At 52.6% G+C, this 21,752-nt stretch carries 15 protein-coding genes; 4 read left to right on the top strand and 11 right to left on the bottom strand.

Going from position 1 to position 21,752, the window contains the following annotated elements; all coding sequences use genetic code 11:
- The first annotated feature begins 42 nt into the window (after nucleotides 1–42).
- Nucleotides 43–1,176, top strand: coding sequence for a glycosyltransferase family 4 protein (locus FE788_RS05205; RefSeq protein WP_138379647.1), 1,134 nt, complete (start codon nucleotides 43–45; stop codon nucleotides 1,174–1,176).
- Between the two features lie 11 nt (nucleotides 1,177–1,187).
- Here FE788_RS05205 and FE788_RS05200 read toward each other — a convergent pair whose 3' ends face one another.
- From FE788_RS05200 to FE788_RS05175, 6 genes are all read right to left on the bottom strand, one after another.
- Nucleotides 1,188–2,432: a TIGR04063 family PEP-CTERM/XrtA system glycosyltransferase gene (locus FE788_RS05200; RefSeq protein ID WP_138379646.1), complete on the bottom strand. Its 1,245-nt coding sequence runs from the start codon at nucleotides 2,430–2,432 to the stop codon at nucleotides 1,188–1,190.
- Nucleotides 2,433–2,489: 57 nt separating this feature from the next.
- Nucleotides 2,490–3,692 (bottom strand): TIGR03087 family PEP-CTERM/XrtA system glycosyltransferase, encoded by a 1,203-nt coding sequence (locus tag FE788_RS05195; protein WP_138379645.1) that lies wholly within the window; start codon nucleotides 3,690–3,692, stop codon nucleotides 2,490–2,492.
- 102 nt (nucleotides 3,693–3,794) lie between these two features.
- The gene (gene prsT / locus FE788_RS05190; RefSeq protein WP_138379644.1) at nucleotides 3,795–6,575 is read right to left on the bottom strand and encodes an XrtA/PEP-CTERM system TPR-repeat protein PrsT; all 2,781 of its coding nucleotides are present in this window, start codon (nucleotides 6,573–6,575) and stop codon (nucleotides 3,795–3,797) included.
- Between the two features lie 57 nt (nucleotides 6,576–6,632).
- Nucleotides 6,633–7,991: a PEP-CTERM-box response regulator transcription factor gene (gene prsR, locus FE788_RS05185; RefSeq protein ID WP_138379643.1), complete on the bottom strand. Its 1,359-nt coding sequence runs from the start codon at nucleotides 7,989–7,991 to the stop codon at nucleotides 6,633–6,635.
- Between the two features lie 9 nt (nucleotides 7,992–8,000).
- On the bottom strand, nucleotides 8,001–10,106 hold the full coding sequence (gene prsK, locus FE788_RS05180; RefSeq protein ID WP_138379642.1) for an XrtA/PEP-CTERM system histidine kinase PrsK: 2,106 nt from the start codon (nucleotides 10,104–10,106) through the stop codon (nucleotides 8,001–8,003).
- A 5-nt stretch (nucleotides 10,107–10,111) separates the two neighbouring features.
- Nucleotides 10,112–11,500, bottom strand: coding sequence for a TIGR03013 family XrtA/PEP-CTERM system glycosyltransferase (locus FE788_RS05175; protein WP_138379641.1), 1,389 nt, complete (start codon nucleotides 11,498–11,500; stop codon nucleotides 10,112–10,114).
- Between the two features lie 690 nt (nucleotides 11,501–12,190).
- Here FE788_RS05175 and FE788_RS05170 point away from each other — a divergent pair.
- A complete protein-coding gene (locus tag FE788_RS05170; protein ID WP_138379640.1) occupies nucleotides 12,191–12,952 on the top strand; it encodes a PEP-CTERM sorting domain-containing protein in 762 nt (253 codons plus the stop codon).
- 196 nt (nucleotides 12,953–13,148) lie between these two features.
- Nucleotides 13,149–13,301, top strand: a complete 153-nt coding sequence (locus tag FE788_RS14030; protein ID WP_168190261.1) for a hypothetical protein — start codon at nucleotides 13,149–13,151, stop codon at nucleotides 13,299–13,301.
- 35 nt (nucleotides 13,302–13,336) lie between these two features.
- On the opposite strand, the gene FE788_RS14025 is transcribed toward FE788_RS14030, so the two are convergent.
- The 3 genes from FE788_RS14025 to FE788_RS05155 form a co-directional block, all read right to left on the bottom strand.
- Complete coding sequence (locus tag FE788_RS14025) at nucleotides 13,337–15,370, bottom strand: ThiF family adenylyltransferase (RefSeq protein ID WP_168190278.1); 2,034 nt, start codon at nucleotides 15,368–15,370, stop codon at nucleotides 13,337–13,339.
- Nucleotides 15,371–15,385: 15 nt separating this feature from the next.
- Entirely contained in the window at nucleotides 15,386–18,211 is a 2,826-nt protein-coding gene (prsT, locus tag FE788_RS05160) for an XrtA/PEP-CTERM system TPR-repeat protein PrsT (RefSeq protein ID WP_138379639.1), read from the bottom strand.
- Nucleotides 18,212–18,337: 126 nt separating this feature from the next.
- On the bottom strand, nucleotides 18,338–19,141 hold the full coding sequence (locus FE788_RS05155; protein ID WP_168190277.1) for a PEP-CTERM/exosortase system-associated acyltransferase: 804 nt from the start codon (nucleotides 19,139–19,141) through the stop codon (nucleotides 18,338–18,340).
- A 271-nt stretch (nucleotides 19,142–19,412) separates the two neighbouring features.
- On the opposite strand from FE788_RS05155, the gene FE788_RS05150 reads away from it, so the two are divergent.
- Nucleotides 19,413–20,168, top strand: a complete 756-nt coding sequence (locus FE788_RS05150) for a hypothetical protein (RefSeq protein WP_138379637.1) — start codon at nucleotides 19,413–19,415, stop codon at nucleotides 20,166–20,168.
- A gap of 35 nt (nucleotides 20,169–20,203) precedes the next feature.
- Here the strand turns inward: FE788_RS05150 and FE788_RS05145 are convergent, their stop codons facing one another.
- Both FE788_RS05145 and cobA read right to left on the bottom strand, forming a co-directional pair.
- Nucleotides 20,204–20,803, bottom strand: coding sequence for a uracil-DNA glycosylase family protein (locus tag FE788_RS05145; RefSeq protein ID WP_138379636.1), 600 nt, complete (start codon nucleotides 20,801–20,803; stop codon nucleotides 20,204–20,206).
- Nucleotides 20,793–21,641, bottom strand: coding sequence for a uroporphyrinogen-III C-methyltransferase (gene cobA, locus FE788_RS05140; RefSeq protein ID WP_210414146.1), 849 nt, complete (start codon nucleotides 21,639–21,641; stop codon nucleotides 20,793–20,795). The genes FE788_RS05145 and cobA overlap by 11 nt, the downstream gene beginning before the upstream one ends.
- Nucleotides 21,642–21,752: the final 111 nt, after the last annotated feature.

Genomic DNA, 21,752 nt, shown 5'->3' with positions numbered 1-21,752 from the left:
CAAAGACCAAATCTTCTTTATGCGTTCAGGCCAGTCTCCCCTATGCACCAAACCCGTTCAAAACACATCCTGCACATTATCCCCAGTTTTGCCCATGGCGGTGTGCCGATCCGGATCTGTTATCTGATCAATCATTTCGGCAACCGAGCGCGTCACAGTCTGATTGCCATGGACGGCCGATATGACTGCCGGACCCGGCTGCGTCAGGACGTTGAATTTAACGTGCCGTCGCTCCCTCATCGGGCAAAAGGCAGCCTGCCGCTTAAAATCCTGGCCTATCGGGATATGTTGAAACGCCTGCAACCAGACTTGCTGCTGACCTATAACTGGGGGGCCATGGACTGGGCCCTGGCCAACAGTTGTTTCAACCTGTGTCCGCAATATCATCTGGAAAGCGGCTTTGGTCCCGAAGAAGCCCGCCAGACCTTATTCAAAAGGGACCTGTACCGACGGCTGGCGTTGCGGCGCATCAAGGGCATTGTAGTGCCGTCTTTCACGCTAGTGGAAATCTGCCGCACGAGATGGCATATCCCCGATGCCAAGATCCATCACATTCCCAACGGCGTAGATTGCGACAAATATGGTGCAGCGCCGGCAGACAATATCATTCCCGGCCTGAACCGAGAGAAGCAGGATATTGTCATTGGCACTATGACACCTCTGCGCCCGGAAAAGAATCTGCCCCGCCTGATTCGCTGTTTCCACACGTTAAGACAAAAACATCCCCGGCTTCCACTACGGCTAGTTATTCTGGGCGAGGGTGGCGAACGCGCCAGACTCGAACAGCTGATTGCCCAACTGGGGCTTGAGACAGCGGTTCTCTTACCCGGCCATATCGACACCCCCGCCCAAGCGCTTGGCTGGTTTGACATTTACGCCATTTCTTCGGACACAGAGCAGATGCCTAATGCGGTCAATCAGGCCATGGCCGCGGGTCTGCCGGTAGCCGGTCTCGCCGTGGGCGATGTGCTTCCGATGGTTTCGGACGCCAATAAACCATTTATTGCTCCCCGGGATGATGAAGACAGTTTTACGCATGCCTTGGAGGCTCTGGCGCTGAACCAGAAAATCAGGCACAAGGTAGGGGCCGCCAACCAAATCCATGTGCGCCAGACCTATGACCAGTCTGTGATGTACAAGGCCTATGCGGAGATCTGGGGCCTGGACCTAGAGTGAACTGAGTCAACCTATGCACAATTCACTCTAGACGTCGCTGCTGGCTGAGCGAGCCGTGCATAAATTGCGGGATAATTGGCCACGCTGCGTGCCCAATTCCGTTCCTGCTCCACGTATCGCCGCCCGGCCGCCTGCATGGCCGGCCAATCATCCCGACGATGCAGCAAATCCACCAGACACCGTGCCAGATCCCGGGGATCGTCAGGGCGAAACAATGTGCCCGTTACGCCATCGGTAATCAGTTCGTGATGCCCGCCAATATCCGAAGCGGCCACCAGTTTATGCTGGGCCATGGCTTCCAATGGCTTTAGCGGGGTGACCAGATCGGTCAGACGCATCTTCTTGCGCGGATACACAAATATATCCACCAGATTATAATAAGTCTGCACCTGGTCATAGGGCACCCGCCCGGTGAAAATCACGCGGTCTTCCAGGCCCAGTGTGCGGGCCTGATGCCTGAGGCTTTCGGCTTTCTCCCCGCCGCCCACCAGCAGCAGACGCACCTGCGGGATTTCCTGATAGATCAGCGGCAGGCTGTCCAACAGAATATCCAGTCCCTCATAGTCGTAAAAGGAACCGATAAACCCCAGGGTCACGGCATCACGCAGACCCAGCCGATCCTGCAAATCCGGATCGGGGGCGCGGGGACCGGAAAAGCTGGCAATATCCACGGCATTGGGGATAATTGTAATCTTATCCGAAGATATGCCGCGCGCCACAAGATCCTGTTTCAACCCGTTACAAATACAGGTCACGGCATCAGCCTGGCGCGCCACGCGGGTTTCCAGCCAGCGACTCAGACGATACCGCAAATCTCCCTCTCGGCAGGTGCCGTGACTGACGGCAGCATCTTCCCAGAAGGCCCGGATTTCATAAACCACAGGAATGCCCCTGGCCCGCCCCGCCGCAAGCGCCGCAAGACCATTCAGGGCCGGCGAATGGGCATGAATGACATCCACCGGATTCTGATCAAGGATTTCCAGGAGCCTTTTTTTCAGGCTGCGGACAACTTCCATCTGCCCCAGTACCGGCAGTCCATTGAGGACGGCGTTGTAACGGGTGGTGCGGAAAAATTCCAGGTCTTCGACCCTCTCTCTGGAGCCCTCCCCCTGCTGGCCCCCACTATGCTGCTTCAGACCGGTGACCTGCAATGTCTCATACCCCAATCTGCGTTGCTCTTTCAAAATCTGGTAGCTGCGAAAGGTATAGCCGCTATGCAAGGGGATGGAATGATCAAATACGTGCAATATGTGCATTATCCGTGAACCTTGTTGTTATATTCGCCCGATTTCCATCTGTGGCATTCACTTTCATCAGGCCGCTTTTGCCCCCTGCGTCATGCAACGATCAATGAGGGCATCGAACATGCGCATGGCCCGGTCCCAGTTATGGTGGCTGAGCACCCGCTCGCGTCCGGCAAGCGCCATCCTTTCCCGGGCCACGGGGTCGTCGAACAGACGGCTGACCTGCTTGACGTAATCTTCCGCAGTGGTTGCTGTCAGAAGGTGTTCGCCGGGGATGGCATCCACCCCGCGCGCAGCAAGGGCGCTGCTGATGACCGGCACCCCCAACGCCATGCCCTCAAGAATTTTATTTTGTGTGCCCCGTGCAATAGCCAGCGGTGCCACCATGACCTCGCTTTCCAGAATATAACGGCGCACATCATCCACCGTACCGGTCACTGTCACGCCGGGCAGTTGGGCCAGATCCTGCACCACCCGCGGCGGTTCTGCACCAATGATGGTAAAAGTTACATCCGGATATCTGTCCCGCAATTGCGGCAGGACCTCACGGGCAAAAAAGATTACAGCAGCCTCATTGGGATAATAATCCATGCGGCCGACAAAACTGATATGGTGCTTGCGGAAGCCTTCACTGGCAGGCTGGAAAAACGTACTGTCCACCCCATTGGGGAAAACACCCGTGGCAACCCCCGTGCCATAATTTTCCAGCGTTTCCACCTCGAAGCCGGTTGCACAGCTACACAGATCGAACCGGCGGGCCAGTCTCTTCTCCTCAGCCTGAAGTTTCTGGCCTTCCAGCCAATATCCCAGATTAAGCGGAAACCGTTTGAATTTAGCATAAGCCAGCCATTTTTGGCTGTCCATATCGCAAAAATCCAGAATTTTGGGGATATGGCGAACATTTTCCACATATTGCGCTGCCGAGGAGCTGAAAACAATAATCAGATCATAGGATTTTTGTGCCAGCTCCTGCTCAATCCGCTGCTTCAACTGTGGCGCATAAAAATACCCCATGGAAGACGGAACACGTCCCGCAAGGCAGCCCACCATGCGCAGTTTCTGCACGCTTTCCCTGACCCGCACGCAGATAAATTTTTCACAATACGCCTCTATGCCCCTGGCCTCCTGCGCCTCATCCCCCGAACGCGCCAGAGACGCCACCGTGACCTTGTGGCCCTGTGCATGTAGATGGCGGACCATATTAAAGGAACGGATCTTGTCGCCTCTTGTGGGAGGATAAGGAAATCTGTGGCTGACAAATAAAATATTCACGCGACCTCACTCTGCCTTTGTCTATCTTTATCATGGAACTTTTTCACAGGTCCGCCAGCCCGCAGCGCCACGAACCACCATAAGAAACGCCAGCCTTTTTCCTCAGTTGGACAGATTCATCAGCATTTGCCGGGCCTCTTCCACACCGTTAAACCGCACGCCCGAGGTCACGACTTTTTCAAGCTCCCGACGGGCCGATTCATGGCGCCCTAGATTTTTCAGAGCCACCGCCAGATGATAACGGATTTCCATGTTTTCCGGCATTTTCGCCACCGCCTTCTGTAACAGTTCGAGCCCTTTTTCATTGTCGCCGTTCTGGACCAGAATCCAGGCATAGGTATCGGTCACAGACGGATTGTCCGGGATCACCTCATAGGCCTTCCGCGCCAGTTGCAGCGCCTTATCCATACTGTTTTTCCGAGAATACAGCCAGGCCAGGTTATTCAGCGTTAGCGCATCCTGGTCATTATATTGAAGCAGGAGCTCGTATTCCCGGATGGCCTCATCCAGCCGGTTATCTGTCAAATACATGCTTGCCAATGCGTGCCGCACCGCGGCATCAGTGTCGTGTTTCTGAAGATGCGCGAGAAGAATTTCCTCGGCTTTGCCCGTATCGCCATATTCCCGGTAGGCGTCCGCATAGTCGATCACAAATTTAGTGCCTCCCGCCCCCTTGCTTTCGGCCGTCTGATACGCCTGTATGGCTTCCTCCATGCGTTTTTCTGCCTCAAGAACCTGTCCTTTCAGGATATAGGTCAGGGCCCCGTCATCCAGTTCTTCCAATGTTTCCAGATGCGCATGGGCCGCCGTAAAGTTGTTTTGGGATTTTTCCAACTGTATCAGATCCACCAGCAAAGGCGGTTTGTTTTCGGCAAATTCAAGAGCTTCCTTATAGGTGCGCCGGGCGCTGCTGAAATCTCCATTTGCCCGCTGGGCCCGTGCCAGGAGTTGATAAGCATCCTGGTTCTTGCCAATCAGCCCAACCATTTTCTGAAAGTTGCCGACAGCGGAAGCGGTATCCCCCATCAGAAGATCCAGTTTCCCCGATGCCTCATATCCCGCGCCGCTTGCCGGAAAATCCTGGGTCATTTCATGCGCCACGGCCTTCGCTTTTTCCAGTTCCTTTTCTTTCAGATAAAGTTCGGAGAGCTGAACCCGGACAGAAAGATTATCAGGCGCCACATTCACAGCTTCCTGAAGCAGGGTTTCCTGGCCCTTGACATTGCCGTCCAGGGCCGCCAGGCGTACCAACCCCAAAATGGCCCCCAGGTTTTTCTTGTCCATCTCCCGAACGTTTTCATAAATTTCCCGGGCCTGGTCCCGTTTGCCCTCATTAATATAAAGCTGGGCCAGGTTGAGATTGGCCGAATGATAATCCGGTTTGATCTCCAAAGCCTTATTGAACATTTTTTTGGCGTCTTCGATTTTTCCCAGACCGGCAAGCGCCGTGCCCTGAAGATTATATCCCACGGGATTTTCCGGTCGTTGTCGGGAGAGGCGTTTTGCATCTTCCAGAGCCTTGGCATAATTCCCTTCCCTCAGCGCGATCAGCACCAAGAAAACCGCCGCCTGCGAAGCTTCGGGATCATTGGCCAGAATCTCATTAAGCTGTGCTTCCGCCGATGAAGTGTCTCCTACCGCCAGGCGGCTGAGCGCCAACTGGGTCTGCAGACGGCTTTCGCCGGGTTTGGCCTCCACCGCCTTTTCATAATAACGGGTTCCCTCCTCATATTGCCCTAGTTTCATATAGGCGCTTCCCAGCAGGGCATAGGCCACTGAATCCGCCTTGTTCGCGTCCACCAGCGGTTCAAGAATCTTGATGCCCTGTTCCGGATCATTTTGCCGGATCAGGGCCGCGCCCAAAAGGCGCCGTCCCATGATATGCCCAGGCCGCATATCAATCAGACGATTGAGATAATAAATGGCTTGGGCGTAATTTCCGCCAGAATAGTTAATCACCCCGCGCAGCATTAGCGCCGGCGGAAATTTGTCCAGAGTGCTCCCGCCTCTGTCCAGAAATTCCGTGGCCTTGTCGGGGCTGTTCCTGCGGGCATAAATAATGGCGGCCAGATAATTCGCCAGCGGATGCCGCGGAGAAAGCTTCAGCGTCTCATCCAGCTGTCCCAGCGCCTCCTCATCCCGTTTCAGATCAAAAAGAACGCCAGCTTTCTTGATCTGGGCTGTAACATTGTTGGGCGCGTATTGGAGGGCATTCTCAAAATATTCCAGGGAATGTTGTGGCCCCTGCAACCGATGAATCAGTTCCCCTTTAAGCAGCAGCGCCTGCACGTTTTTCGGGTTAAGCTCCAGCGCCTGGTCCACCTTGGCCTCGGCCTTTTCATATTCCTTCTGGATGTTATAAATCTGGGCAATGCCAACGGCAATTTGGTCATTGCGTCCTTTGATTTCTTCCCCTTTTTCATAATAACGCAGCGCGCTCTCCAGATCATTGAGCCCCTGATAGGCATTGCCGATAATCAGATGGGCATCTCCCTGATACCTCTCGCCGATCTCGTCAAGCTTGACCAGAGAGAGAACCTCATCATATTTGCGCTGCATCAGATAGGCTTTGGCAAGGTCCAGCACTAGAGCGTCATTGGCTCCACCCAGTTTGAGCGCTCGGCTCAATTCCTTTTCAGCAGACAAGGCATCGCCGCGGCGGATATAGAGATTGCCCAGATCCTGTCGGATGCTGGCATTGTCGGGGTCTGCCCGCACGGCATTCTTCATCTGGATGATGGCAGCTTCCAGATCCCCTTTCTTAAGATATTCCTGCGCCTCTTCGATATATTCGGCCCCCGGGCCATTCCCCACCGCGGCACATACAGGGACTGCTGTTGCCAGTATGGCGGCAACGGACGTGGCAATCATTAAATTTTTCATTGTCTTTCCCCTATTCTGTTTGTCCGTGCCGGCCACTCGCCTGGAAACGATCTGCCGTTACACTGACAAATTATATTGTTTGATCAGACCATAAAACGTCGGACGGCTGACGCCCAGAAGTTTCGCGGCATGGCTGACATTCCCGTTGGCACAGGCCAGCGCCTTGCGGATTGCCTTGATATCAGCGGCCTCACGCACCTGCTTCAGGTTGAGGATCTCTTCTTCGCTGTCCTCTATTTTCATTTCCAGGTCACCAACGTCGATTTTTTTGCCATCACACATGATTACGGCCCGCTTGATGCGATTTTCCAATTCTCGCACATTTCCTGGCCAATTGTAGGAAGAAATTACAGAAATTGCCTCTTTGGTATATCCGCGGATATTTCTTTTCAACTCTTTGTTGAATTTATTCAAAAAGTTATGGGCCAAAAGCACCGCATCCCCGTCCCGTTCGGCAAGCGGTGGGATATTTACAACGATTTCGCTAAGGCGATAGAATAAATCCTCCCGGAACAATCCTTCGGCAATATGCGATTCGAGATCCTGATGCGTGGCGCAGACCACACGAACATCCACCGGGATTTCCTTGCGCCCGCCAATCCGTTCAATGACCCGTTCCTGCAGAAACCGCAGCAACTTGACCTGAAGCTGAAACGGCAGGTCCCCGATTTCATCCAGAAACAGGGTGCCACCATTGGCCACTTCAATCTTTCCCGGCGTCTGTTTCACCGCGCCGGTAAATGCTCCCTTTTCATATCCAAACAGTTCACTTTCCAGGAGGTTTTCAGGGATCGCCGCACAGTTAATCGCCACAAAGGGTTTGTCTTTCCGATCGCTCAGATCATGCAGGCCCCGGGCCAGAAGCTCTTTACCGGTGCCGCTCGCCCCCAGCAGCATAACTGTCACATTGGTCGGCGCCACCCGCTCAATAATACTGCAGACCTTTTCCATGCTTTCGCTGCCCGTGATGATTTTCCCCAGGCGCGCCGTTTGCTGGGAGGCGGCAAGCTTCCGGTTTTCTTCTTCCAGGTCATACAATCGGAACGCCCGGTCCACAATCAGGCCAAGCTCATCGGGATCAACCGGTTTCTGATAAAAATCATACGCTCCCAGAGAGATGGTATTCAAGGCGCTTTCCCGGGCGCCGTGCCCGGAAGCGATAATGACCTTGGTATAGGGCGCATGGCCCAGAATTTCTTCAAGACAGGCCATTCCCTCTGACACCCCGTCCGGGTCCGGCGGCAGCCCCAGGTCCAAGGTGACCACAGCCGGATTATCCCGGGTGACAATTTTCATCGCCTCCTCACGGTCAGACGCAATGAGCACCTCATATTTTTCAAAATTCCACTTATACTGCCGTTGCAGTCCTGGGTCATCTTCTACGACCAGCAGTTTTCTTTTTTTATTCTCAGGCATGCTCTTGTCTTACCTTCCTTCATTTAACTCTAACTCATCGGCCTTTTTCAGATAAACCGTCATAACGGTCCCCTTGCCAGGGGTGCTTTTGACATCCAGACGCCCCCCCATCCGCCGGATCATTTCGCGACTTTCATAGGCGCCGATGCCATAGCCCTTTTCCTTGGTAGAACGGAAGGGCCGAAACAGCTCGTCCCGTATGAATGCCTCGTCCATGCCTTTACCATTGTCCTTGACCCTGATAATGGCATAGTCCTCTTCCGCTGACAAACTGACCTGAACTTCACAGCGCTGTTCATCACAGGCGTCGATGCCATTTTGAATCAGATGCATAAAAATGGTTTCCAGGCTTTCCGGGTCCCCAAGGACCTTCATCTCGTCATAACCGTTCTCAAAACGAATTTCCGTGCCGCTCTGACGATATCGGTGCAACAGGGCCTCAAGGGTTATCACCAAATCATGCACTTCCCGTCTTTTTTCCTTAGACGGTTCCTGCACCACGGTGATCCGGGACAGTAGATCATTCATCTTGCGGGCGCTGTCCTGAACGGTCAGCAGCATATCCCGCTGAAATTCCGGATTGTCGGCATGTTTTTCGGCATTCTTGACCAGCAAGGACAACTGACTAGCCAGATTTTTGATGTCATGGATCACAAAAGCAAATCTTTTGTTGAACCCTTCAAACTCGCGAGCTTCGGCCAACGCCTTCTCGGCAATCTGTTCCGCCAGATAACTGGCCACCTGCCGCCCGACAATCTTCAGCAAATCCTTGCTTTCCCAGTTCAGATCCCGGGCAACCCGGGGTTCCTGTAGCACCATAAACCCAACCATACGGTCATGGTGTATCAACGGCAACACCAACCAGACCCCCGGTTCAGTCAGTATACAGTCCGGGATAGGGCAGTTGGTGCCACTGATTTTTCCATCGTCCACTTCTTCCAGATCGACAATCCACTCTTCCCGTTCCATGAACTCAATAAAAGGGGCGCTCACCGGAAGCTCATTGTCCTGTCTGGGGTGCATGTTCCATTTGGCCGACAGGACAAAGCTGTCTGGGCGCTCCTTAAGCCACAGAGCACCACCGGGGCTGTCCATAATATCCGCCACCGCCTGAATAGTTCTTTCCCGCAACCCATAATGATGATCGGAAGACGAAATGGTCCGGATAAACCGCAACCATTCTTCCCGATAGTCATATTTGTAGCGAAACAGGTGCTTGCTCATCACCACCCTGAGCCAGGCGCGAAACTTTCCGGACGCCAGAATCACCACAAGCCCCAAGGCGGCCAGCACCAGAACCGTCGCCTGAAGCAGGTTGCCCCACCGCCCCCCATATTCCCGAAGAAAATATCCGGCAGCCGACATGCCGATCAGATAGGCGCCGCTGCCGATCAGGGTAATGGTATGAAACGCCAGCTTGCGGGAGATTTGAAATTTTGGTGTCTTGTCTGTCATTCTGAGAGCGGACACGCCGATCAGTGGAATCAGTAGCAGGTTGATCAGCCCTCTGGCCTCATACAGCACTGGTCCAATGGCGGTAAACAGGATATTATCCGCATACAGCAGAAAGTCATAGACATAGAGCGCGACAACCGCCAGGCACAAATACCGGATGCTCCAGCGGTTTTCCGGCAGGGTGCTGCGATAAAGGTTTTCCACCATCAACACCACAAGAATGGCCTGTATCAGCTTCTCATACTGGAAAAAGGTAACCCCCAGCGTCATCTCCACATAGCCGAAAGCATATCCCAGATGCACCAGCTCCACGATCAACAGAAGACCGAAAAAGACGGAAAAGACAATGGCAGCCAGGCGGGAGAATTTAACGGCCTGTTGCGCCAGGGCCAGGGCGGACAGCATATACAGAAACAGGAATATCCAGGCGCTGTTTCTTAAATATTCCACCAGGGAAAGGAAAACAAATGCCCGCCCGCCTTGCCAATAAGCATAACAATGGGTAAGCGCCCAAATTACACTGACCAGCAGAACACAGGCCAGATTCCTGCGGGCTTTGCTTTCTCCATGAACACTCAGCAGAAAAATCGCCAACCCCAAATAGGCCACCGCAGCAGCCGCATAGGTATAAAAGCCTGTTGCGTTGAAAATCTCTTCCATCGGGCCTACCTCACCCCATCAGGCCACAATACCACCCGCACCGTCTGAATCAGAATCAGAAAGTCCAGAAAAACTGAATAGTTTTTAATATAATACAGGTCATATTCCAGTTTTCTGCGCGCATCTTCCTCCGACGCCCCATAAGGATAATTCAATTGCGCCCAGCCGGTAATTCCCGGCTTAACCCGGTGGCGTTCATGGTAATAGGGGATCTTTTTGCCCAGTTTCTCAACAAAATAAGGCCGTTCCGGGCGCGGACCGACAAAACTCATATCGCCTCTCAGAACATTAAAAACCTGCGGTATCTCATCTATTCGGGTGGTCCGAATAACGCGGCCTACTGCGGTAACCCGGCTGTCATTTTTCCCCGCCCATTGAGGTATGCCATCCTTCTCCGCATCCATCGTCATGCTGCGAAACTTCATCACGTCAAAATATTTACCATTCAATCCCACCCGCTGCTGACGGTAAAAGATCGGGCCGCGGCTGGTGGTTTTCACCAGAATCGCCGTAAGGATAAGAATGGGCATGGTGCTGAGCAATACGAGTAAACTGGCAGAAATATCGAAAAGGCGTTTGAGGGCCAGATCGAATTTTTTCCCTCCCCCGAAACCATCGGCAAAGATCAGCCAGCCCGGGCTGATGGTATCCAGATTGAGCGTGCCGGTCTGCTGTTCGATAAAAGACGAGGAATCCGTGACTTCACACCCGTCCATGCGACAATCCAGAAGCGCATCCACCGGCAAGGTCCCTCGTCGTTCCTGAATGGCGACAACAATTTCCTGTACATGATTCTGGTGTACAAAGTCCTGAAGGGAGGGAAGGGATTCATAGGGGATGGCTTCGGGAATGGCATTTTCATTGTCATCCATCCGTAAAAAGCCGGAGAATTTTACATGGGACGAACGCCCCTGACCGCTTTTTTTTACCTCCAGTGCCCTGTCTCCGGCCCCCAGCACGAGCACATTTTTCTTAAACTGCTCCATGTCCGCAACGCGCTGGAAAATAAAGCGGCTGACGGTGAGCGCCCCGCCGGAAAAGACAAAGGCGTAAAACATCACACTCCGCCAGAGGTCAATATCTGGGAACAGATATATGATCACAGACATCGCCACCAGAGCCAGGAAAAGCCCGGTCACCAGACGCAGCAACGATAGCCTCATATCCCGACAGGTGTCCAGCTGGTATAATCCCGTCGCCACCATCACCACATAGACGATGACCACAAAGGACCCCATTTCCACAGCATAGCCGGAAATTCCCACGTAATTCATCCCCACCTGGGAAAACCGGATATGCATCCCGGCCCAGATTGCTGCAAATAAAATCAGGCACTCTATCATGCCCAGATACAACAGGGGTTTTGGAATATAATGCTTAAAAATTCTGATCATTATCTGTTCTTTTTTAGTTTTCTACCCGAATATATGGTCGAATATATGGCAAGAATTTCGCGATTCAGTCGGCCGTATTTCTGCCCTGCGCCCTGCGCCCGATACTGAAACCCCTGAAACTTTTCTTGTCACGCTCAGGATTGTTAAACAATAATAGGTATTTATGAAGAAAAGATTGCCAAATTCTTATTCAATTCTTTACGCTTTGCCCCCACTCATTCATTGCCTTCATTCGTCCACCTTTGCCCAAGGTCATAATCCCAAAGCTAACACAGCCGCCAGATCAGGGCCAGACGCCATGTGTCGGTTTTTTTTACACCCTTAAAAATCTCCGCAGACCACCTCCCAAAAGCCTCTAACACATTGACTTTAAAATAATTTTTTCATTCCCCTTTGATATTCTCTATTTATGGACAAAAACAGAAAAAAACGGCCTCTGAAATCAGGTGTCGAGTTTTTTTACACATCCATGTTCTTCCTATGATTTTTTCCCGATTTGCGCCCCCGCAATCATCTTACGCTATTGAAATCATTAGTTTTTATCGAAAATGGCACAGAGCATGCATAGATACCCAGCGAAGAGCTTTGGCGGAATAAAAAAGCATAAGAGTTCCCGAATAAGCGACGTTGTAAAGCGTATGTAAAGCGTAATTGATTTGAGAATTTTTCCAGTAAGGAAGGACAGTAGAAATGAAAAAGTTTTTGATTACCGCAGCGATGGCTCTGGGTCTTGGCACCTCTGCCGCCAGTGCAGCTCCCGTCAATATCGGGGGGGTAGACATCAATCCTGGTCAGAACAGGCTTGTGACCTCTACACTTTATGAAACAGCCGTGCAGAATCTTGGCGACGTGCTGAGCGGTTTTGGTATTGTCAACACCAACACCTCTGCCATTTCCGGTATTTGCGCCGGGTGCGAGCTGACATTTGAATTCGGCGGTTTCACACTGGCAAACATTTCCGCCCCCGATTTGGTGGGCCGTGTTGACCTCGCCTTCACCGGCGGCTGGGTAAACTTCTACATTGATTACAATGCCGACTGGAATCCGGTAGCGCCGTCTCTGGCACAGGCTACTGACGGGGCTCTCTGGCTGTCCCTGGCAGGGCATACAGATCTGCACAATGGTGTTCTGGGCACCCTGTTCTCTGACGACGTGTCCAACTTTGGCACCGGTACAGACACAGGCAACTCCGGTCTGGCGCTGTTTGATGTTACTGGGGGTATGGCTGCCGGTAACTTTAACACCGATGGTGTAGCCGACAATCTGGGCGGTCTTGCTGACTTCCTGTTCACCTCCTCCTTCGGCCCGAGCGGTGGAGAAGCAGGTCCTGGTTTCCCGATTTCCGGAACGGGTAATCTGCGTGGCACCATTGTGTCCGAACCTGCCGCCTTGGGTCTTCTGGGACTGGGTCTGATTGGCATGGCTGCCGTGGCACGGCGGCGTAAAGGCTAAGCCAAACACCGGAAAAATTTTCAAACCATGCGGCCCCCTTTATGAAAGGGGGCCGTTTTTTTGTGCGGTTCGCATTTTGGATTTTCGGGGAATTTTCCGGAGGGTTTTGTGAATAGGTTGGCTCAATTCACTCTAGAGTGAATTGTGAATAGGTTGACCCATTCTGCCGGTCAGGTCTGGTTCAGGAGCCAGGGGTTTGGCGCAGGCCATACTGGCGGTACGGCCAAGCCAAACCCCGCCGGAACTGGACCAGATCGGCCCGGCCCTTCGGGTTGGCGGCTTGGGGCCGCTCACGTTGTCAGACGCCTGGCCCGATGCCCCGCATCGCCCTGCACCGTCTTCCGCGTGAGGCGGGCCACAATCCGCCAACAGAATTGAGCCAACCTATTCACAATGCACTCTAGAATCCTGCAACAAGAGCTCGGAAAGTGGTTTGCGACTGGAGCGCGGGATTTTCCGGGCCTTGCCGGGAAAACCGATCCGCCCGGCAAAAACCGGCAGTCTGCCATCGGATCGGGCGGAAATCTCCATCAGTTTGTTATGCAGTCGCACCGCCTTATCCTGAAGCCGCTCATCCCCCTCGGCAAAGGGGATCTTTTCCACCGCATAATAGGAAAAACACAACGGCGCCAATGACGGCTGCATCACCAGCCCCAGTTCCGTCGCCCGCAACCAAAATTTCTGAAGCTTTTCCCCCATCTTGAGATAGTCTTCCACACTGGCAACGGCCGCCTCCGTCGAAGACTCCGAATTTTCCTGCGTCTCAGGATAAATCAGAAAATGGGCGCCACAGAAATATCCCGGCAACAGGTCCATCTGTAGTTGTGCCAACAGCGTCCCACCAAGATATTTATTCATGAAATCCATGCGCCGCCAGTCCCGCATGGCCCATTTCATAATCTTGATGCTCAAGGCATCCATGCCTGTGGCTTCCGCGGGAATGCCCTCGGGACTGTCCTTCCCATGCCAGTCGATGATTTTCCGATGCACCCGAAAACACTTTTGAAGCCGCAGACGAATATCGGTTGCCATTGCATTGACCTTTGCGAACCTCCACTTTTCCCGGTCGTCTTCCAGCCAGATAATCCTCAGACTGTCGCCAAGTTCGGTCGCCAGTGTTTTTTTCTGTATTTCCGACAGGGGCTGGCGGCGATAGATCCGGCGATCCACCGAACGCAGGCGGATAAAAGGGACCAGGCCTTCTGGCGCCGTCTTACGCGCCCGGAAGGTGACGTCGATCATTTTTCCCGTCCCGTCCAATGTGGTCCCGTCCGCTAGTTTCCAACTCATGGACAACTTTTCCTGTCCCGCAGCCTGGCGCATAGTCTCCAGCATCATGCCCACGGAAAGATAGGTGGGTTGACCGAAATGATATTCATAAGGATTGTCCGCCTCAATCGGCGGAATATACACCCTGACTTTTCTGTCAGTGATCCTTTCAAATCGCCAAGGCTGACAATTGTCCCCGCTTGGCGCCCAGCGCGCCAGATCCAGAATACGTTCCATCGCCGTGGCCGGGGAGCCCGCCTCCTGGGTTTCGACCGATGTCCGGGCGATCCGGGCAAATATCTTCTTTCCAATGGCAAATTTGATCTTCTGCAACGGATTGGCATTGCCGAATGGCAGATACCCTTTCACCATTTTATGGCGATAGGCATCAAACTGCTGATAATGGGGCGCCGCCCTTACGCCATCGCGGCCCAGGAGGATCTTGACCGCTTCGGCCACCAGATACCCCGAAGCCAACTGTATGCCCACCGGCGTGGATGGCGCGCGCTGTTCCTTCAGATTGGCCTGCCCCGGGTCCACCAGATAGGGTGGATGCAAAGCCCGTGGCGTCAGACCGATCAGGAATTTGACATATTTGTCTTCCCGTTTTTTTTCTTCATCAAGCCGGAAATAGTCCTCGAAACTCATTTTCCCCGGCAGAAAAGCTAATAAAGATGTGCCCATCCCTACCGGCGCGGCCGTCAATGCGGGAATGCCCCGTTCGTGGCAACGACGAAAAACCTCGCATCGGATATCCATGACAAAAAAGTCAAACCCGTCCACAAACAAATCCACCCCTTCCAAGAAATCATCCACATTTTCCACGGTCACACCTTCAGGAAACTGGATGACTTCCGATTCCGGGTTGATGGCATGGATCATTTCCGCCATCACCTCCACCTTGGGCCGGCCCAGACTGTGCATGAAGGCGCCGGCCTGACGGTTGAAATTCACCAGATCAAAAACATCCATGTCGGAAATATGGAACCGGGTAATCCCCATGCGCGCCAGTGTCAGGACATGGGCCCCGCCAACCCCGCCCATACCGGCTACGGCCACTTTTTTATGGCGCAACAGCTCCCGTTCCCGTTCCGTAATCCACCCCAAAGTGCGGGAAAAGGCTTCTTCATAATTGAACCGGTGGGTCATAAGATCCCTCTGTATCTATTGAAAGCTGTCTCGCTGAATGGATTCCAGAAGCTGCATCGCTTCCGTATGCCCCGGAAACACCCGCCCGTCCCGCTGAATTTCTTCAAGAATGGGCAAGGCTTCCTCAATCTTTCCGTCCCGGTAAATGGCCTGAGCCAGATGAAACCGGTATTCCAGATTTCGCGGTTCCAGATCCACAGCTTTTCGAAGCTGACGCACCGCTTCCTTATGGTATCCCTTGGCCTGAAGGATCATGGCTTCCGTATCCAGAAGATAAGCAGCCCCGGGTGCAATATCCCGCGCCCGCCGGATTCGTTCCAGAGCCCGATCTATATTCCCCTGTTTATAGAGAGTCCAGGCCAGATTGTTCAAAATTGCCGGCTGATCCGGTTTGTGTTTCAAAACCCGGTTATATTGCGCGATCGCCAGACTGTAATTTTCCCTCGAAAGATACAGGTCCCCCAACACAGATGACGCCAGCAGATCATCAGGATGTTGTTCCTGCCAGCGTGTCAAAAGCGCGACGGCTTTGTCCGACTGCCCCGCCAGGTTATAAGCCCGGGCCAGGTTAAACAGACTGGCGTTATCTGGGACGGTCTCAAAAATCACCTGATAATTCTTGACGGCCTTATCATAATTCCGCAAAGCCAGATTCAACTGGCCCTGCACTTCATTCACATACAATTCATCGGAAGAAACCGAGGATAAAACCTGATCTGCCTCGGCCCATTTGTTTTGCTGGAAATAGGCCTTAGCCAAATGAGCCTTGCCGATGTCATGGTCCGGCGCCAGCGCCAGAATTTTCCGGGCGGTCTCCTGCAACCCTGTCCAGTTGCCACTTCGGTTATAGGCGCCAGCAAGGTAAAGATGGGCCTTGATATTTTCAGGGGCATTGCTCACCAGTTTTTCAAAAGCCGCCGCCGCTCCCAGATAATCGCCCAACTGCATCCTGGCAATGCCGTCCACCTCCAGCAGTCCCGTATTGGCCGGATAGAGCGGCAGAAGATTTTTCATGATCACCTGAGCATCCCGCGGGCGGTTCTGTTTCAGATAAGTTCGCGCCAGAATAAGATTAACCTGGTATGCGGTGGGATCTGTCCGGGCAGCTTGCTCCAGATAAGACAAAGCATCATCATTTTGTCCCTTTAGCTTCAGGGCAATATATTTGCTGAAAAGCGCCAGCGTATTGTCCGGATAATGTTTCAGAATCAGGTCCACATAGCGTTCGGCTTCATCATTTTTTCTCTGAGATGAAAAAATCTCCACCAGCAGGGTTGCCGAAGTCAGGTTCTTCGGATCCTTGTCCAGGACGCTCTTCAACATGGTTTCCGCCTGTCCCAGGTTTCCCTGTTTTAAATAGGTCACTCCCTCACACAGAAAGCCGTTAACATTTTCCGGCTCCTCCTGCTGCAAAGCGCGACAGACGGTGATGGCCTCCTCATACCGTCCCGAAACGATATACCCCCGGACCAGGTTGATCTTGGCCTTATAACTTTCGCTAGCGTTTGCTACAGCGGCTTCAAGATCCTGAAGCCCCCTGTCCACATCTCCCGTGGCAATTCTGAGCTGTCCCAGCCGCTGTTGCTGCGCCGGCTGATTCTTGTCTACCTCCAGAGAACGTTCCAGATAAATCCGTGATTGATCCAGCTTCCCTTTTCTCAGTTCCAGTTCAGCCAGCATATTCAGCAATTGAACGTCATCTGCCCTGTCCTCAACAAGAGGTTCAAGTGTGGCTATGGCTTCTTCACTTCTATTGAGGTTGAATAGAATCTGCGCCAACATTTTCTTGGCCCGACGATCCTGCGGCAGGCGCGTGCTGTATTTGGAAATGTAAGAATAACTCTGTTCATATTCCTTGAGCGCAAATGTGGCAAGACCGGCGATATATAACGCTCTTACATCCTCCGGATTGTATTCCAGGGCCTTACTGGCATATATCTTGGCCTCGTTATATTTTTTATCCGTCAGGAACAGCAAGCTGCTGACATAATTCACCAGTGGATTATTGGTATATTCCGCTCTCAGTTCCGCCAAGGCGCTGCTGGCCCGTTCCAGCTTTCCATTAATAATCTGAAGCCAGGCGAGATAGAGTTTATTAATGCCGAAATGGGGAAAATCCCGCGATAGTTCGGCGAAAATCTTTTCGGCCTGTTCATGGTCGCCTTCCGCCCAGACATAATGCCCTTTTAATTCCCGTAACTTGCGATCACCAGGCACCAGAGCCTCAGCCCGGGCCACAAGGGCTGCAATTTTGTCATTTTCTTTCTGGGCGTAATGAAATTCCGCCCGGCTGACCAACGCTTCCACATTATTAGGCGCAAGTTGCAGCGCCTGTTCCAGATATTCTTCGGCCTTGACCATATGCCGCAGACCAAAATGCGCCTTCCCCAGAACAATGTATTTATTGACCTTTGTCAGTAGGGAATCCGTTTCTTCCACCTGGATCTCTTGCAGAACTCTCTGATAATTTCCTTGCAGGACCCAAACCTTGGCCATGGGGATTCTCAACGCCTCCGGATCCTTGCCATTTTCGCGGGCTTTTTCAAATTCAATTTCGGCCGCATCCGGATTTTCCAGTTCCAGAAAAATCTGCCCCAGCAAAAAACGGGCATCCACGCTGTCCGGATAATCATTCACCGCATTTTTCAGTTCAATGATTGCCGCTTCCAGGTTGCCTTCGGACTGCTGTTCCACCGCCCGCTGTAACCGCTCATCCAATGTCAGGTCCGCAGCATTGTCACAGGCGGAAACCAATAAAGTCAGGGAGAGAGCCGTACCACAGAGAAATTTTTTGATCAGACCGGTATGAGTATTCTTTTTATAAGAGACAGTTCCTAACATATTTCCCCTCGTCCCAAAGTTGCGCACACAGAACAGTCCGGACCTCCCCGGTTTGCCCGACGCGGATGGAAGTTTTTGTATGAATATATTTTCATACTAATATGGCAGAAAGTTATTGCAAAGCCGTTAATTTTGACGTTGTCCAGTATGTTGGCCGGTATAAGGATAGAGTTTGCCGCACTCTGTAATGACATTCCAGATGTCCGGATGTTCCTCATAAATGCCGTTCAAAAGGCTTTCAATATCACTGTAATGGGCGCGCCGTTTGCCGTGATAATCAATAAGCGGCCCCACAGGCTTGAATTTAATCCCCAGTTTTCTCAGCAGGCGCTGCAATGCCGGCTCCGTAATCACAGCCCAGTGGGTGATGCCATTTTCCACACTCATCCTGACAATCGCCGTCATCAGGCCTAGCGTGATATGGGGGATCACACGTTGATTTTTTTCATCCGGAAGATTTTCTTCGAGCCCGGCGATATGGGTGTCATAATGACGCTGACGGAATTTTTTCGATACGGTAAATCGGGATATTTCTGCGGTCGTTTCAACAGGCAGGGCCTTGGATTCCAAAGCCCGCAAATCTTCGGAAACGGTAAGGGCTGGAATTTCCGCACCACCTTTTTTCGGCAGCACCAGCCGCACCGTTCCCGCCACGATGGACGATTTTTTATGAATTAAAAGACTGGCTACAGACTGACCATCATAAGGATCAATTTCCAGCCCGTCCGGAAAATCATCCTTGTTTTCAAAACCGGTTTCCAGGCAATAAACCTGATAGCGCAAACGGTAACTTTCTTCCAAGAGCTCAGGAGTATCCGCCGGAACCACATCGAAAAGCTCCCGATAAACTTCCACCAGACGTGAATCTGAGTTTTTTTCCTGATTTTGCGAAGAGCTTTCTGTGTGGGCCGCGTCGGCGGGGGATTTCATGACCTTACCCATCCTGCATTGTTGAAGAGTTTTTTTATTAGATTTTCATAAAGTGTATGATGACGTCAAATAGTTTATAGGCGATTAACTGCATCAATAATGGACAAATTTTGTCACAATTTTAAGTATTTTTTAGCTGAATGGTGAAACTATTATCACTGGGGGCTAAAATTGGACATTAAATAAAATAGATATGGAAATAAAATGGATATGGCTTGCCTTTAACGCTATGATCAAGATAAAGATAAAAATATAACAGGCATACAGGATTATGGCAGACAGCTCCCTCGCGCACATAGTCTTCTTGTTGTTGTCGGCATTCTGCATGCTGGTGCTGGAAAATCTTTCCGCAGAAGCCGTAGTACTCAGAAACCAGAAAAAACCGCCCGGCTATGACCATCAGAATCCGCCAGCCATAATTTCCCACTATGCGCCGTCCTTTGCCCAGACATCTCCTCCCCCCGTTCCGGCCTCTGGCGAATTGAGCGCAGAACTCATTGACAGCGGTTTTTTTGACTTGAGCCGCACCATGGGTCCCAGCGCCTCGCCCCTGTTCGGCGGCACCACAATCGGACCAGCGCCGTCAGATTCACCGCCCCAGCCATCTTCAGAAGCATTTCAAAACATGATGACAACCCATCTGTTGCCGCATATGGTCAGAAGCGGGGAATTTCTGGAGCAGAATTTTAACACCTTTCTTGACAGCATGAACGATTCCTCTTCCCTGCGAACAATTTATTTCAACTCCCTGCAATTACAATTCAGTTTCCGCCACACCATCATCAATGCACTGGGAGAAATGGAGCAGGACCCGGCCGCCCTCGACCCGCTGGCCTATATCGACAATTCCGACAGTCTCGGGCTTATCCCAGAGGATACCGGCAGGTCGGCCATTTCCGCCAAAATCCCTTCCCGCTCACTGGTTCAGCAATTTCTGGATAATATCAAGTCCATTGGCACCCTGCTCTTGTCCCTGGTGGTGGTCTGTTACCTGCTGATCCACTATGTAATTAGCAAATACATTTAAGCGGAACGGGAAACAGGAGCCCCCTTTCCCCCTGCTCAGGCCGTCAATATTTCCTGAACGCGCCGTTGCAGTGAAGGAATGACCTCAGCCTCAAACCAGGGATTTTTTCTGAGCCAGATATTGTTGCGGGGGGAAGGATGCGGCAAGGGAATGATTGCAGGTCCATAGTCCCGCCAGTGGCGAACTGTTTCCGTAAGGGTCCCCTTGCGCCTTTCGCCAAGATGATAAGCCTGGGCATATTGACCGATCACCAGCTTCAGGGCCGGTTCCGGCAAACGGGCGAATAGCTTGTCATGCCATAACCGGGAACAGTCCCGGATCGGCGGCAAGTCACCGCCTTTTGGCCCATATCCTGGAAAACAGAACCCCATGGGAACAATGTTGATCCGGAACGGATCATAAAAAACCTCACGGGAGACTCCCATCCAGTCCCGAAGCCGGTCGCCGCTGGCATCGTTAAAGGGCAGTCCCGTTTCATGCACCTTAATACCCGGCGCCTGGGCGCAGACAAAGATTTTTGCCCGCTCGGAAACCTGTAACACCGGCCTGGGGGCGTGGGGCATTATTGGCGCGCAATGCCGACAGTTCCTGATGTCCTGAAGCAGATTGCCGAGCTGACGCGGATCATCCTTCATGGTCGAAATCCATCTTGCGTTCGCCCTGGGGTCGTACCGACGAGACATCGGCCGACAGTTTTTTGCCCCCCAAAGCCCCGAGCCAGTCCAGTCCCGCCCGCAATTTCACCACTTCCCCGACCACAATCATGGCCGGGGCTTCAATTTTCGCTTTTTTCAGATCGTCCTCGCAACGCCCCAGTGTGGTCTCCAGAACCACCTGATCAGACGTGGTTGCCCGGCTGATCACGGCAACGGGTTCTTCCGCCGGCCGGCCGGATTTCAGAAACTGCTGCGCGATGAGACCCACCCGACTCAGCGCCATATAGATGACTACCACCGGCGATGCCTTGGCCAAGGCATCCCAGTCAATATCTTTGGCCAGTCCGCCATCGGCGCCATGCCCGGTCAGGAAGGTTACCGCTGAATTGGTATGGCGGTCGGTAAGCGGAATCCCAGCATAAGCCAACCCCCCAACGCCGGCGGTAATACCGGGAATGATGCGAAACGGAATGCCATGCGAGACGAGATAGCGGGCCTCTTCCCCCCCCCGGCCGAAAACCAGCGGGTCCCCGCCTTTCAGCCGCAGCACCTTTTTCCCCGCACGGGCCAGTTCAACCAGCCTTTCGGAAATGTCAGATTGCTTGGCCGAGGGTCTGCCGCCGCGTTTCCCGGCATATTCCAACACAGCCGCCTCATGCGCCATATCCAGAATTTCCTGGCTCACCAGCGCATCATAGACGATCACGTCCGCCTGCTGTAGCCCCCTCAGGGTCAGTAGGGAAATGAGCCCTGGATCTCCGGGACCCGCGCCGGCCAGCCACACCCAGCCTTTGTCCAGCACCGGCAGGCGGTTCATGTAAGCAGTGAGTTCCATAGGACTATATATAGTCGTTCCTGCAAAGAGATTTCCACAGATTTAAAATAAAAAAGCCGTGACCACCGGTTTTTCACGATTTTTTCACTCCTT

Origin of the sequence: Luteithermobacter gelatinilyticus (assembly GCF_005849285.1) — a bacterium.
In the GTDB taxonomy this organism is placed as follows: domain Bacteria; phylum Pseudomonadota; class Alphaproteobacteria; order Sphingomonadales; family Emcibacteraceae; genus Luteithermobacter; species Luteithermobacter gelatinilyticus.
The sequence above is the reverse complement of the archived record's forward strand: the minus strand, read 5'-3'. Positions and strand labels throughout refer to the sequence as shown.